12 protein-coding genes are annotated in these 15,175 nt (G+C 52.0%); 10 read left to right on the top strand and 2 right to left on the bottom strand.

The features are described 5' to 3' along the window. Positions 1-70: 70 nt before the first annotated feature. The 8 genes from EYC87_RS12745 to EYC87_RS12710 all read left to right on the top strand — a co-directional run bounded on the left by EYC87_RS12745 (position 71) and on the right by EYC87_RS12710 (position 8,881). Positions 71-904: an alpha/beta fold hydrolase gene (locus EYC87_RS12745; protein ID WP_279253219.1), complete on the top strand. Its 834-nt coding sequence runs from the start codon at positions 71-73 to the stop codon at positions 902-904. A 74-nt stretch (positions 905-978) separates the two neighbouring features. Further along, on the top strand, positions 979-1,770 hold the full coding sequence (locus EYC87_RS12740) for a fumarylacetoacetate hydrolase family protein (RefSeq protein WP_479723013.1): 792 nt from the start codon (positions 979-981) through the stop codon (positions 1,768-1,770). Positions 1,771-1,812: 42 nt separating this feature from the next. After that, positions 1,813-2,721 (top strand): acetaldehyde dehydrogenase (acetylating), encoded by a 909-nt coding sequence (locus tag EYC87_RS12735; RefSeq protein ID WP_007228647.1) that lies wholly within the window; start codon positions 1,813-1,815, stop codon positions 2,719-2,721. 59 nt (positions 2,722-2,780) lie between these two features. Then, on the top strand, positions 2,781-3,812 hold the full coding sequence (gene dmpG / locus EYC87_RS12730; protein ID WP_040540835.1) for a 4-hydroxy-2-oxovalerate aldolase: 1,032 nt from the start codon (positions 2,781-2,783) through the stop codon (positions 3,810-3,812). A gap of 217 nt (positions 3,813-4,029) precedes the next feature. Further along, on the top strand, positions 4,030-5,148 hold the full coding sequence (locus EYC87_RS12725) for an AI-2E family transporter (RefSeq protein WP_279253218.1): 1,119 nt from the start codon (positions 4,030-4,032) through the stop codon (positions 5,146-5,148). Between the two features lie 17 nt (positions 5,149-5,165). Then, positions 5,166-6,665, top strand: a complete 1,500-nt coding sequence (locus EYC87_RS12720; protein WP_279253217.1) for a TolC family protein — start codon at positions 5,166-5,168, stop codon at positions 6,663-6,665. Positions 6,666-6,683: 18 nt separating this feature from the next. Further along, positions 6,684-7,829, top strand: a complete 1,146-nt coding sequence (locus EYC87_RS12715; RefSeq protein ID WP_279253216.1) for an HlyD family secretion protein — start codon at positions 6,684-6,686, stop codon at positions 7,827-7,829. A gap of 17 nt (positions 7,830-7,846) precedes the next feature. Then, positions 7,847-8,881: a DUF2955 domain-containing protein gene (locus EYC87_RS12710; RefSeq protein WP_279253376.1), complete on the top strand. Its 1,035-nt coding sequence runs from the start codon at positions 7,847-7,849 to the stop codon at positions 8,879-8,881. Positions 8,882-9,013: 132 nt separating this feature from the next. Here the strand turns inward: EYC87_RS12710 and EYC87_RS12705 are convergent, their stop codons facing one another. Further along, complete coding sequence (locus tag EYC87_RS12705; RefSeq protein ID WP_279253215.1) at positions 9,014-9,988, bottom strand: LLM class flavin-dependent oxidoreductase; 975 nt, start codon at positions 9,986-9,988, stop codon at positions 9,014-9,016. A gap of 214 nt (positions 9,989-10,202) precedes the next feature. Between EYC87_RS12705 and EYC87_RS12700 the strand changes: the two genes are divergently transcribed. Both EYC87_RS12700 and EYC87_RS12695 read left to right on the top strand, forming a co-directional pair. Beyond that, positions 10,203-12,692, top strand: coding sequence for a penicillin acylase family protein (locus EYC87_RS12700; RefSeq protein ID WP_279253214.1), 2,490 nt, complete (start codon positions 10,203-10,205; stop codon positions 12,690-12,692). Between the two features lie 42 nt (positions 12,693-12,734). After that, positions 12,735-13,523, top strand: a complete 789-nt coding sequence (locus EYC87_RS12695; protein ID WP_279253375.1) for a glucose 1-dehydrogenase — start codon at positions 12,735-12,737, stop codon at positions 13,521-13,523. A gap of 106 nt (positions 13,524-13,629) precedes the next feature. Here EYC87_RS12695 and EYC87_RS12690 read toward each other — a convergent pair whose 3' ends face one another. Beyond that, positions 13,630-14,961 (bottom strand): NTP/NDP exchange transporter, encoded by a 1,332-nt coding sequence (locus EYC87_RS12690; protein ID WP_279253213.1) that lies wholly within the window; start codon positions 14,959-14,961, stop codon positions 13,630-13,632. Positions 14,962-15,175: the final 214 nt, after the last annotated feature.

The following is a 15,175-nucleotide window of genomic DNA, read 5'->3' as shown; positions in this document are numbered from 1 at the left end:
GAGATCGGCGCCGTGCAGGAGTAAGCCTGCACGGAGGACTGTCAACGTGGAAAATTAAGGAAGAATGACGATGGGAAAGGTCGGTCTGCTGCCCGAAGGCAACTACGCTAACTGTGCTAACGGCTACAAAATGCACTATCTCGACGAGGGTCAGGGCGAGGCTGTGGTTTTTCTTCATGGATCAGGCCCGGGCGCCAGCGGCCACTCAAACTTCAAGGGTAACTACCCCGCGCTTGTAGCAGCGGGTTATCGTTGTATCGTTCCGGATCACGTGGGTTATGGGTTTTCGGATAAGCCTGATGACGTCGATCATCCGCTTTCGTTTTTCGTGGAATGTATCAAGCAAACGCTCGATTGTGCGGAGGTCGAAAGATGCACCCTTGTTGGTAATTCCCTGGGTGGCGCGATCGCATTTGGCCTGGCGTTGGATTATCCCGATCTGGTTGAGAAATTGATTTTAATGGCCCCAGGTGGTCTCAGTGAGCTTGCTGAGTACCAGAAAATGCCGGGCATGCAGAAGGTTTTTCAGGTATTCGGCTCTGGCGAGCCAGTGACACCCCAAGTGATGAAAGACCTGTTTGCGACGGGCTTGATGTTCAACCCCGAGCACGCCACTGAGGAGTTGGTGGCGGAACGTATGCAAATCATGCAGATCATGAATGGTCATGTAATGGCTACCATGCAGGTGCCAGTGCTGGTAGATCGGTTGCCCGAGATTCAATGCCCCACGCTGGGCTTCTGGGGTATGGATGAAAAGATGATGCCTGAGGAAGGGATCATGGCCATGGTCAAGAATATCAAGCATATGCGCACCATTTTGGTTAATGAATGCGGCCATTGGGTCATGGTCGAACATGAGGCGATGTTCAATCGGGCCTGTGTGGATTTCCTGCAGAACGGCTGATCAACCAGTAATTTAAACCATAAAATGGCTGCAGGGGTGTAAAATTACGCCTCTCCCTTCGGGTATGTACCACTATGATGGATTCCCAGCTAATAAAGCGCCTCGGCGATGAGTTGTACCAGGCGTTGCGTGACTTTCGCACTCTTACACCGCTCACCGACCGCGAAATTGGCATCACTATAGAAGATGCCTACCATATCAGTTTGAGAATGCTGAGCCGTCGGGTGGAAGGCGATGGTGAGCAGGTGGTCGGCAAAAAAATTGGCGTAACCAGCAAGCCTGTGCAGGAAATGTTGGGCGTATTTCAGCCTGATTTCGGCTTTCTCACCGACGCCATGGCCTATCCGGACATGGCCGATATCCCGATTGCCGGTCATTTGATTTCCCCGCGTGCCGAGGGTGAGATTGCGTTTCGACTGAAGAAAGATCTTGTGGGCCCGGGTGTGACTGAAGCCGATGTGCTGGATGCCACAGAAACGATTATCCCCTGCTTTGAAATTGTCGACTCCCGTATTGAAGATTGGAAAATCAAAATTCAGGACACTGTGGCTGATAACGCTTCCTGTGGTGTTTACGTATTGGGCAAAAATGAAGTCGAGCCGAGGGACTATGATCTGCCTAACCTGAAAATGAGAATTTACAAGAACGATGAACTGCATGCCGAGGGCCTGGGTAGCGCAGTGCAGGGAAACCCCTTGACCGCCGTTGCCTGGCTGGCTAACACCTTGGGCGAGTTTGGTATTCCATTCAAGGCTGGCGAATTGATTCTCTCCGGTTCTCTGGCGCCTCTGATTCCGGTGGTCGCCGGTGACAGGATGAGTTTGGAAATCGAAGGTGTGGGTGGTTGCAGCTGTACATTTGTTTAATAGCCAGTTGCTCTCACAAAGTGAGAGTGATGAAGGAGTAATATGAACGACAAGATCAAGGTGGCTATTATCGGCCCCGGAAATATTGGCACTGACCTGTTGGTAAAGGCAATGCGCAGCGATTGGGTGGAACCTGTTTGGATGGTTGGAGTCGACCCCGATTCCCCCGGACTTGCGCGGGCCACTGAGCTGGGTTTGAAAACCACTTCCGATGGCGTGGATGGCATGCTGCCTACGATGAGAGAGGATGGTGTACAAATCTGTTTTGACGCGACTTCAGCCTATGTTCACGCAGAGAATAGCCGCAAGGTTAACGAGCAGGGAGCCGTGATGATTGACCTGACTCCAGCCGCCATTGGTCCATTTTGTGTGCCTCCAGTGAATCTGCGCGAAGCGGTTGCCGAAAAGGCGATGAATGTGAATATGGTCACCTGCGGCGGCCAGGCGACTATACCCCTGGTAGCTGCTGTTAGCCGGGTGCAAAAAGTCTCTTATGGTGAAATCGTCGCTACTGTGAGCTCAAAGTCTGCAGGTCCGGGCACGCGTAAAAATATCGATGAATTCACCCGCACAACCTCCAATGGCATTGAAAGTGTCGGTGGTGCCGATAGTGGCAAAGCCATAATTGTTATTAACCCGGCAGAGCCTCCTTTGATCATGCGCGATACCGTGCACTGCCTGACCGTGGATGAGCCGGACCAGGCGGCGATTACTCAATCTGTCCACGACATGATTGTAGAAGTGCAAAAATATGTGCCGGGCTACACCTTGAAAAACGGTCCAGTATTCGACGGTAAACGCGTGTCCATTTATATGGAGGTGGAAGGCCTGGGTGACTTTTTGCCAAAGTATGCTGGCAATCTGGATATTATGACTGCAGCCGGATTGCGCACGGCAGAAATGTACGCCGAAGAGATATTAGCTGGTAATTTCGTGCCCACTGCGGCCTAACGCCATCAGTTGTTTCTTTGTTAACGGGAATGACGTCGAGCAAAAACGAGAGAAAAATAATGAATCTTAAAGGCAAAAAAATCACCGTCCACGATATGTGTCTGCGTGATGGCATGCACCCAAAAATGCACCAGATTAGTGTCGATGAAATGGTCAACGTATCAAAGGCGTTGGACGCGGCTGGCGTGCCGCTGATCGAAGTGACACATGGCGATGGCCTGGGCGGTGCTTCTGTGAACTATGGTTTTCCTGCAGCTTCAGACGAGGAGTACCTGACCGCTGTTTGCAAAGAAATGAAAAACAGTAAGATTTCTGCGCTGCTATTGCCTGGTATTGGAACAGTCGATCATTTGAAAATGGCGGTAGACTGCGGAATTTCCACTATTCGTGTGGCAACGCACTGCACTGAAGCGGACGTCTCCGAGCAGCATATCAAGATGGCCACCACTATGAATGGCCTGGATACAGTGGGTTTTTTGATGATGGCTCATATGATCGAGCCTGAAGAGTTGCTTATTCAGCTAAAATTGATGGAGGAGTTCGGCGCAAACTGCGTGTACATCACTGACTCGGCTGGCTACATGCTGCCTGAAGATGTCACCGCCAGGGTTGCACTGGCTCGCGCCGAGTTAAAGCCTGAAACAGAACTTGGTTTTCACGGTCATCACAACATGGCGATGGGTGTGGCCAACTCTATTGCTGCAGTTGCAGCGGGCGCAAATCGCATTGATGGTTCGATGGCAGGTTTGGGGGCGGGCGCTGGGAATACGCCGCTGGAAGTTTTTATTGCTGTCTGCGACCGCATGGGAATCGAAACCGGTGTTGACACTTTCAAGGCAATGGATATAGCCGAGGATTTGATCACACCCATGATGGATCACGTGGTGAGAATCGACCGCGATGCCCTGACTCTGGGTTACGCGGGGGTCTACTCTTCATTTTTGTTGTTTGCGAAACGGTCCGCGGAGAAATACAACTTGTCGAGCCGGGATATTTTGGTGGAACTGGGACGTCGGCGGACCGTAGGCGGTCAGGAAGATATGATCGAAGACCTGGCGCTCGACATGGCCAGGGAGCGCGGCACTCTCTAGCGATTGGTGAAATGCGTAAAGGTCTTACCGGTCGGCGGGTAAGGCCTTTTTTTGTGGCTGGACGAAAGAGCTCCGGTATAGAGTTATAGATTGGAGGCAGATAAGCCATTGCAACTCCAGCGCTGCTAACGCACTAGCAAAAGCTAACAAATGCACATCATTGTGCTACTCTTTCGGTCGCAAGCCGTTGGTTCAGCAATCGAATTTTGGGGTTACTATGAATAATAATACGAGCGAGTCACATGCAATGACCGCGAATGAATTTACTGATGTAATGATACGTGTCGGTATTGTCCTTATCTTGGTCGTGCTTTGCTTCCGAGTGTTCAACCCGTTTTTGAATTTGATGCTGTGGGCATTGATTTTGGGAATGACTCTTTTTCCTCTGCACCAGAAACTGGCATCAAAATTTGGTGGCAATCAGGGGCGAGCTGCAACGGTTATGGTACTGGCAGGCTTGCTGCTTCTGGGCTACCCCGCGGTGAAGCTGAGCTCATCTTTAGCGAGTCAACTCACTGATATCCACCACGCCTACGAGGCGGGTACGTTAGCGCTTCCCGAGCCTAATGCATCAGTAGAGAATTGGCCTGTTATTGGAAAAAATGTTTACAGCGCGTGGCAGGAAGCTGCCAATAATCTTCCGAAATTTTTGGCGGATAATAAGGCGACTATCGAATCCGTCATCAAATCTGGATTGGCTGTTGCCAAAAGTACTGCCGGCGGTATTGGTTTGTTCATGGCTGCGTTTATCCTGGCGGGCATTATGATGGCTTTTGGTCATGGCGGTAGTGGAGCGACGCTGACTATTTTTAGTCGCATTGCCGGCCCTGAACAGGGCCCTAAAATGCACAACCTTGCGACCATGACGACGCGTTCGGTCGCCGTTGGCGTGCTTGGCGTAGCGGTTATTCAGGCCGTTTTGATGGGCCTGATATTTATTCTAATTGGTGTCCCGGCTGCAGGCCTTTTGGCGCTCATCATTATGATGCTGGCGATCGTGCAGCTGCCCGCTATGTTGGTTGGAATCCCGGTGATTATCTGGGTATGGAACGGAGGTGACGCGGGAGCCACAATGAATACATTCTGGACGGTGGTGATTTTGGTTTCGGGTCTGGCCGACAATGTTTTAAAGCCATTGCTCCTCGGTCGGGGTGTCGATGCACCAATGCCGGTGATTCTAATCGGCGCATTGGGTGGCATGATTTCAGCCGGTTTCATCGGCTTGTTCATTGGTGCAGTTGTGCTCGCCGTCGGTTACCAGATATTCATGCAATGGGTTGCCGAGCATGAAGAAGAATTGGAAACTATGCCAGTCGCAGACGACGCTGCGGAATGACCTGCCTGAGGAGGGCGTTGGCGGCCACTTGCGCCACGCTTGCCTTGCAGGCATGTACTAATCTTGGCCCAGATTACCAGGAGCCTGAGGTCAGTTGGCTGCAAGACTGGGAAACTGATCTCTACGGTCAGGTGCTGTCTTCTCCCACAGAAGAGGAGGACCTCCAGTTTTGGTGGCAGGCGTTTAACGACGCTACACTCAACGGCCTTATAGATACGGCGCGCACAGAGAACCCTTCTCTCCGCCTTGCTGGCCTGGCTGTTCTGGAAAGCAGGGCATTGTTGGGTATCGCTACCGGCAGTCAATACCCTCAAGTTCAGCAAGCTAATGGCTCCTGGGCCCGCGTTGACAATTGGCCCACCGAGGGTCGCAGTTCTGGCGACCATTCCGATCTCAATAGCTATAACGTGGGCTTCAACGTGGGCTGGGAGATGGATTTCTGGGGGCGCTATCGTCGCAGTATAGAGTCTGCTGATGCAGCCTTCTTCGCCTCGTTAACTAACCAACAAAACGCCCAGGTTCTCATGGCAGCCCAGGTTGCACAGGCTTACTACAGTTACCTTACCATCGCCAATCAGATTGAAATTTCCAAAGAAAACGCCGAGCTGCAAGAGCGTAGCCTGGAGATTACCAACAATTTGTTTGAAAGCGGGCAGTCGGCAGAACTGGACGTACAGCAAGCGCGCACCCAGTACCTGGCCACCTTGTCGAGCATACCGGACCTGGAGATTAGTTTGCGCCAGGTTGAGAATGCGCTTAGTGTGCTTTTGGGCCGCTCCCCCGGAGATATGCCAGAGTTGGAGGATGTCGCGCAAGGCTTGCCGACTCTGAACCCTGTGTTTATTGATGCATTTCCGGCAGCTTTATTAATGCGCCGCCCCGATGTGCGGACGGCGGCCTGGAGTGTAGCGGCCCAGTCGGCCCAGATCGGTGTTGCCAAGGCTGACCTTTACCCCTCAGTTTCCTTGTTTGGCACTATCGGGTGGTCGGGTAATTCTCTCAATGCCACCACTGATACCCTATCGACTGGCATCGGCCCCAGTTTTAGCTGGAACCTGTTTAACTACGACAGAATCGAGAACAGTGTGCGAGTGCAGGACGCGCGCCTGCAGCAGGCTATTGAAGGTTATCAGCTAACGGTACTGGCGGCGGCCTCAGAAATTGATGACGCTGCGATCAGCGTGGTTAAGACCAAGGAACAACAATTATTACTGGCTGAAGCGCTGAAAGCGGCTGACCGTTCCCTGGTGTTGTCGACCAAACGTTATCAGGAGGGTTACTCCGATTTTCAGCGGGTGTTGTCGGCGCAGCAGGCGAGGGCAGCACGCTCCTCTGCCTATGTCGCAAACCAGGGTGCACACATCAGTGGCGTTATTGCCTTTTATAAAGCGCTGGGCGGTGGCTGGCAGCCTGCAGGCCCCGAAGATCTTGTACCGCAGGAAATTCGCGACATTATGCAAGAGCGCACAGATTGGAATGGCATGCTCAATGACCCCGTACCGCTTGCTGAACAATAATTTAAAGGCTGAAATACTATGAGCGACTCAGAAGTAACAGCGGATAGCCCTGAGAAACCGGAGGCCGAGGTCGCCGCCAGTCAAGCGCCCGAAGCGGTTAAGCGGGGCGGACTCGCGATCGGTCTGGTGATTATTCTAAGTCTGACCTGGTATTTGGCTGCAGACAGGTACACCCCCTATACAACGCAGGCACGTGTGCAGGGTTATGTGATTGGCGCTGCTCCTAAGGTTTCGGGAGTCATCACCGAGGTGTATGTGAAAAACAATATGCGAGTGGAAGCCGGGGCGGCACTTTTTCAGGTCGATACCTCCCAGTATGAGATTGCCTTGGCCAAGGCCCTCTCCGACTATAACAATGCCCTGAGACAGGTTGAGGCCGGCGATGCGGGGGTCGACGCTGCCAGAGCGAATTTACGTGCATCACTGGCCAACCTCGAGAAATCGCAAAAAGATACCAATCGACTAGAACGCCTGTACAAAGAAGACCCGGGGACAATTTCTACGCGACGCCTTGAGGTTTCCAGGGCAAATCTGGATCAATCGAAAGCCGCAGTGTCAGCGTCGGAGGCTGCGATCAAACAGGCGATTGATGCCAAAGGTGGTGACTCCAGCGAAGAAGAAAATACCATTTTGGCGATCGCGCGCACGGGTGTGAATAAGGCGCAGTTAGACCTCGACAACACGCTAGTGACAGCCACTGATCGCGGAGAAATTACTGACTTGCGCGCAGATGTAGGCGCTTTTGCCGGCGCGGGGCAGGCTGTCATAACGCTGATATCCTTGAACGATGTTTGGATCCAGGCCGAATTTACAGAGAATAACCTCGGTAATATCGTGGCGGGTACGCCGGTAGAAATCCTGTTTGATTCACTGCCGGGCCGGGTGTTTGATGGAAAAATAGACAATATAGGGTTGGGGGTAAGCGCAGGAGGCTCAACTCAACCGGGGACACTGCCCACGATTGATAATAACCGAGACTGGCTGCGTGCCTCGCAACGTTTTCCTGTCGTCGTTACGTTCGATGTAAAGCAAGAAGACTTGATGACTCAATTGAGAATGGGTGGGCAGGCGTCTGTTATGGCTTACGCTGAAGGCGCCTGGATAACGCGGATATTGGGTAAGGTCTACATCCGCTTCATGAGCATAATGTCTTACGCATACTAGGCAGAGGAGCACTGGTGATGCATATCGGTGCCAAGCGGGTATTCAGGCTGAGCCTGACCGTGGCGCTTTCTTTGGCGGTCAGTTATGGCATGGCCAATACCATGCCCTACATAGCGCCGCTCTTTGCCTTCATGTTGGGTGCCGCCCCTAAGCCACCGATGGGGTTTAAGGGCTTAATAGGCTTGATTCTGATTCTGGGCATGATTCTTAGCACTGGCTTGTTGTTGATTCCGCTGCTGACCTATTACCCCATGACGGCACTGATGCTGGTGCTAATGGGGCTATTCTTTGCCAATTACCTGTCGCTCAACATGGGTAAAGGCCCGGTGGGCGTGTTTCTTACGGTTGGAATTACCTTGATTTCTGCGCTGGGCCTTCTAGGTCACGGTATAGCGATGATGGTGATATCCGCTCTTCTGCTCAACGTTGCCATTGCTGTGATTTGTCAATGGATTGTCTATCCCTTATTTCCAGAAGATGACGCGGCTCCGGCGCCACCTGCTCCTCCTGAACGATTGCAGTCCAGTTGGCTGGCGTTGCGCGCTACCCTTATTATTTTCCCCAGCTATTTACTCGTACTTTACAACCCTACCGCCTACGCTCCCATTATTATGAAATCGGTTGCCTTGGGGCAGCAGGCTACCGAAACCGATGCAAGGCACGCAGGCAGAGAGTTACTGGGCTCGACCTGCATGGCGGGAATAGTGGCAATCCTTTTTTGGTGCTGCCTCAAGCTGGCGCCCAATCTCTGGATGTATTTTCTTTGGACGCTGGTATTTAGCATGTATTTTGTCGCCAAGTTCTACGCGGTTCTGGAAAGTCGGTTTAGCCAGAGTTTTTGGCAAAATGTGATGGTCACCTTGTTTATTTTTATCGGTCCTGCGGTAGAGGATACGGCAAATGGTAAAGACCCTTATAAGGCGTCAGTAATCAGGATAGGGCTATTTCTCGGAGTGACGATTTATGCATGGCTGATGTTAGTTTCCCTTGAGTGGCTGCGTAAGCGGCAAGAGTATAAAAAACCACCGGCATTGTTAGCGGAGGTGCAATAGTGTCTGGCACTCTTTATATCGACTAGTTTTTTTTCAGGTGCAGCCAGCGCCTGCGCTATGTCAAAAAAAGCGCGCAAGCCCTGATCAGTGATCGCTGCAGGTGAGGGAGCTTATGCTCAGTGTTTTGCCGTATCAACGATGTTTGATCAGTAGTTCAAAGGAACGGCGGCGATCTTCGAAGTAATACATATTAGTCACCGCCATAATTTCATCCGCATCGTGCTGCTGAGCCAGTTGGCTGATTTGTTGCCAAACCTGTTCAGGAGTTCCTACAGCCCTACTGGGCGCGCGGCTCCTCATAAACGCTTCTTCACGCGGCCCTAATGGGTAGGCGCAGGCCTCTTGCGGGGTGAGTGATTTGCCATCGCTTTGGCCGCTGAAAAACCGGAACAAGTTCAGATCGTATGCCAACTGTAATGCTAGGGCTCGCTCTTCATCCTCGGCGCAGAAAACGCTGATTGTTAGAATCGCGTGAGGGGCGGGTTGCAGCTCGCTGGGCTGAAAATTCTGCTTGTACAGGCTAATCAATCGATTGTCTGCCTGCGGGTTAATAAAAAGCCCCAGGTTGTAGGGTAGTCCTTTGCTGGCAGCCAACACAGCACTGTCGGGACTGGAACCCAGCATCCAAAGAGGCAGCCCGGGTGGCGGTTTGGGACTGACCAGGGGTTGGGTATTTTCGCTCCAGAGATATTCTCCCAGTTTGGTGGTGAGTTCGGGAAATCGGTCAAATTTAGGCCTACCATCGGTGGCCAGGGCCATAGCGGTGGTCATATCTGCCCCGGGTGCGCGCCCGATGCCCAGGTCTATTCGGCCCGGGTAGAGGTTCGCCAGTACTGAAAAAACTTCGGCAATTTTATAGGGGCTGTAGTGCGGGAGCATAATCCCGCCAGAGCCTATTCTAATAGTGTTGGTGGCGGCGCCAATCGCGGCAAGGAGCACTTCCGGAGCGCTACCTGCGACTGTGCGAAAAGCATGGTGTTCCGAGACCCAAAAACGTTCGTAGCCCAGCTCCTCGCACCAACGGGCCATGGTCAGTGTTTCTTGCAATGCGGTTGCGGCGTCATCGGCGTGCCTTGCCAATGATTGGTCTAGAACGGATAGTTTCATACGGGTGTTATTGCCAGTGCTTTGAAATCGAGACCTGAGTTTAAACTATCGCACTAACTTGGACATAGCGTGTGCGGTGGGCATCTCTCAGGTAATTTGGTCATCAGTTAGTGGTTCCGTGCGCTGCTAGCATGGCAATATACAAGCGGACGGGTCGGGCCGATGCAGGTCGGCTTACAGGGCCCCATCAAATAGAGTAAAGAGTGGATCCATAATGATGAAAACCCAACTTCAGTTGCTTTTACTGGTTCTATCCGTTGGCTTGATGGGCTGCAGCGACAGCGACAGTGACAGGGACACGTCGCCAGACGATACGATCACTGAACCCCCTGTGGAGGAATTTTCCTACGACGCAACGCTAACCCGAACCGAGTATGGTGTACCGCACATCGTTGCAGAGGATTGGGGCAGTTTGGGTTATGGCCATGGCTATGTCTTCGCCGAGGATAACTACTGCATGCTGATGGAGGAAATTATTCGTGCCAGCGGGCAGTCTCTGGAATTTTTTGGCGAGGCGGGCGGCAGCGAGAGTACAGATTTTGTTTTTAGCCTGGTTAACAATAATTCCGATGGACAACTGGAAGAGCGGTACCTCAGCCAACAACCTCAGTACATCCTTGATCTCGTAGCGGGATATGCCGCCGGCTACAACCGTTATCTGCGAGAAACGGGAGTAGACAATTTGCCGGAAACTGACCCCGACTGCCGCGGTGCAGACTGGGTGCGGGAAATCAATGCGGTCGATCTTTGGAAGTACTTCCGACGTATTCAGCTGCAGGGCAGTACCGACCAGGGCATTGTCAGAGCAGCCATTTTGGATGCTAAAGGTCCCGGGCAAGCTGGCGCTTCTGCAATGCCAGCCCCTGTGTCTGCTGCCGATTTACAGCGAGCTTTTGCCAATGCAGACAAGGGTAGTAATGCAATTGCGCTGGGGCGAGACGCGACCCAGACAGGCAGTGGCATGCTGCTGGGTAATCCACACCAACCATGGTTTGGTGTGGGTTCGTGGTATCAGGTACACCTGACGATTCCTGGTGAATATGATGCTATGGGCGCTGCACTCAAGGGATTCCCCAAGATTGCAATTGGCTTTAACAAGGATATGGCCTGGACCCATACCGTGAGCTTTGCTAGCCGGTTTACCCTGTTTGAGTTGAAACTCAATCCTGACGATCCTTTGCAGTACCAAGTAGACGGGGAGTTCAAGGATATTGTGCCTGAGGAAGTGACCATCAAAGTCGCAATGCCCGATGGTAGCTTCGAAGAGAGAACACATACGTTTTACCACTGGGAATACGGTCTGATTGTGAGTCTGGCCTCAACGGCAGGGGGCATCGCCCCCGAGTTCGCCAGCCTGTTTGACGGTTGGCCCACACCCCAGGGCACTGTGTATGCATTGCGGGATGCTAATTTGGAAAATCTCCGCGGCATTGAAATGTGGGTGAATGTGGGCAAATCCTCCACTGTCGGAGAGTTTGCCGATGCGCTTAAAGTGATAGGTAACCCGTTGTTCCACTCCTTGGCCGCTGACCGCAATGGCGATGCTTTCTACGGAGAAATTTCGGCTATTCCCAATGTGACCGAGAAAAAAATGGAGGAGTGTATTGTCGGCATTAATGCTGTGGTGCGTTCACTCACTAATAACGCGATTTTAGCGCTGGACGGCACTCGCAGTGACTGCCAGTGGGGAGCCGATGCGGATGCTCCGCAAGACTCTGGACTATTCGGCTTTGCTAGTTTGCCCAGTTTTTTCACTACCGAATATGCTGCCAATAGCAATGACAGCTACTGGCTTAGTAACCCTGAACAGCCACTGGAGGGCTTCCCTACGACTATGGGCTTTATCGGCCATGAGGGGCAACAACAAAACCTGAGAACTCAAATTACTCATGAGATGGTTGGCCAAAGGCTGGAAGGGACGGACGGATTTGACGCCAGCCCGGGGTTTACGCTCAGCAGTTTGCAGCAGTTGATGTACGCTAACCGGGTGTTTGCTGCCGATTTGACGTTGGATGATGTGCTTACTGTGTGTACAGAAACTGCATGGCCAGAAATCTTTCCGCCACCCGGCGGGAAAAGAGCCTGTGACGTGCTGTCGCAATGGGATCGTCTGGCCAACATTGACAGTCGTGGCACTCAAGTCTTTACCGAATTCTGGAAAGCAATTTCTGCCGGCGGTGCTGCCTTTGAAAATGCTGTGACAGATCAATCACTCTGGTTTGAAGACTTCGATCCGACCAGGGCATTGGAGACTCCCAAAGGCTTCGACCTGTCGCTGGAAGTGAACCGTGAGCGGATTCTTAGCGCGTTAACGACAGCGGCAAATGCATTGGATGCCGCTAACGTTGCTTTTGATGCGCCGTGGGGAGAAGTACAGGTACTGCTGCGCAATGGAATCGATGTGCCCATACACGGAGGTGATGGCGGTATGGGCGTGTTCGGTGCAATAAGCTCTGGCTTGTCTGATGGTGGCTATCGTACGATCGGCGGTGGTAACTCCTATATCCAGACAGTGACCTGGGATGAGAGTGACTGTCCGATTGCGGATGCAATCATTACAACCTCCCAATCGATAAACCCGGAGTCGCCATATTACAGCGATCAGAGTGAACTCTATTCGCGCAAAGAATGGGTACGTATGCCTTTTTGCGATGATGCGATCGAGGCCAATCGCATTACCGAACCCCTGCAATTGCGGGAGTGATAACAATGTTGTGTGACATGGGGTTATAAGATTATGGGCGTGATGGACAGGTTCAGGCTGGACGGCAAAGTGGCGGTCATTACCGGCGCTGGCAAGGGCATAGGGGCGGGCATAGCGCTGGCTCTGGCCGAGGCGGGGGCGAATATTGTGCTGGCTGCAAGGACAAAAGCGGATTTGAACGGGGTGGCTGATGAGATCACCCTGCTAGGCCGCGAATCACTGGTGATGCCTACAGATGTATTGGACTTTGAACAGTTGGCTTCCCTGGTAGAGGCCACGATTGCTCGGTTTGGTCGTATTGATATTTTGGTCAATAACGCGGGTGGTTTTCTGCCCAAACCGATGCTGCAAACTTCAGCAAAAGAGTTTGAGGCTGCGATGCGGTTTAATGTGACAACAGCGTTTGAACTTTCTCGGCTTTGTGCGCCTTACCTGGCTGAGAAGCAAGACGGCGCTATTCTGAATATTTCCTCTGTCGCTGGGGAGAAACCTACCCCCTGCTTTTCGGCCTATGGTACGGCTAAGGGAGCATTAAGCCTGTTAACACGCGAATTGGCGCAGGAATTTGCCCCCCGAATTAGGGTTAATGCGATCGCGGTAGGCTCTACCCGCACCGACGCACTCAATACAGTGCTGACACAAGAAGTGGAGCAAACTATGGTCGAGCTGACGCCCATGGGAAGGCTAGGAGAAGTTGAAGATATAGCGCTTGGTGCAGTGTATTTATGCTCTCCTGCTGCAAGCTACGTTACCGGCGATATTCTCGGTATCAATGGCGGCCTTGAACGCTTGAACATGCAGATGCCGCGAGCCTGGGGCGGCATGGGTTGACTTTCTTCGGCCCATTAACGGTATTTGGCAGGCCTGGATTCGTACTCTCAGAGGTGCCAGCCAGGCCTTCAGGTTAAGCGGACAAACTGGCTTACCTTGGCCAGCATCAGTGATCATTACTGGCCTGAGACTGGAGTTTGTACTGTTGCAGCAGTCGGTGTGCGACCACCATCCAAATCAAAATCATGGCAACGTTTACTGCAGAAAAGCCAAGTAAATCCAGGCCAATAAACTGAGTGCCCACAAACACCAGTGCGGCGGCGATGACATCACCAGCGCGCACGAAGAAGGTATCTATAGCCTGTTTGGCTTTGTACTTTTCATCGGGAGTGGTTTGCAGCCACAGCATTTGCTTAGCTGTATTCATGACAGAGTAATCGGTTGAGTTTTCGGCGAGTTTAGTCGCGATGAATACCATCACGCTGGCCCCGAGCAAGGGCAATGCATAGGTTCCCAAGGCGATGATGGGAAGGGCGAACAAAACGCCGGCTATGCCGAAAAACTTCACTAGTCTGGAGACAAGTAAAGCCTGGATTACGATAGTTGCAACATTGACCCAAAAGAAAAATTGGCCATAAAACTTTCCAATAAACGCCTCTGTATCGAAGTCGGCCTTGCCCGCTGCTAGCTCCACCGCATAATCCAGTACAACTCGGCTAAGAATATATTCACCGGTTGTGTTGACCACATTTAACAAGACCAGCAGCCCGGCAATCAGTATCAAATAGCGACTCTTGAATACCAGTGCAAAGCCACTGCTGTTGGTCAGGGGTTTTGATTCCTGCTCGATAGCAGTACGTGTGGATGAAGAGTGCATAATCAAGGCGTAAAGCGCCAGATGGACGAGCAGCAGGCTCGCAGCGATATGCATCATGGTGACAGAACTTACGCCTGAGCCATAAAGCCAGCCCGCCACTGCCGCACCAACCGGTCCGCCGGCGGTTGAGCCAACTGCAATCAATGGAAAGAGTCTTTCACCAGTATCTCTGTTATACAGTTCGTTGGCATAAGACCAGAACTGGGCGATCATGCTGACACTAAAAATACCAAGGAATACGTAAAACGCGAAACCAATGTACGGTACTTTCATTGACAGGGCGCCTGCAAACAGCACGATGCAGACAGCAAACCCAAGAACAACATAAACGAGTAGCTTTTGACGTGGAAGACGGCCGGCGAGCCAGCCATAGAAGGGAACATAGGCGACGAGCACAATGGCCTGAAATGCCGCAGCATAGGATTTTAGCTCTGCACCGCCAGTAGCAAGGATTAGCGGTTCACGCACGGTCTTTAAAATGTAGTATGCCATTAACAAAAAATAGACGTTCAAAAACATCATCAGAACCATGCGGCCTTCGCCGGGTCTTACATCGCCGAATATTCGTATCAATCGGTCAGGCCAGTTGCCAGAACTGATGGTTTCATGCGTTTGCTGCATTTGTGAGTGCCTGTGTGGTCGATTACTGCTGTATCGGCGTATTCTGAAAAATCATTATGACGCCCGTGACAGCGTGTTATCAAGCACCGCAGAATTGAATGGCTTGCGAGCCGCTACGTATGTGATCGATAATTAAAAAGAGAGTTGGCGAAAAGAGAGTCCTATCACTGGCTAGGATGAGAAACCCCGGGGTTTGCTCGATTTTTTTCACATG

Source organism: Candidatus Seongchinamella marina, assembly GCF_026262685.1.
GTDB classification, from domain to species: Bacteria; Pseudomonadota; Gammaproteobacteria; order Pseudomonadales; family Halieaceae; genus Halioglobus; species Halioglobus marinus.
The sequence above is the reverse complement of the archived record's forward strand: the minus strand, read 5'-3'. Positions and strand labels throughout refer to the sequence as shown.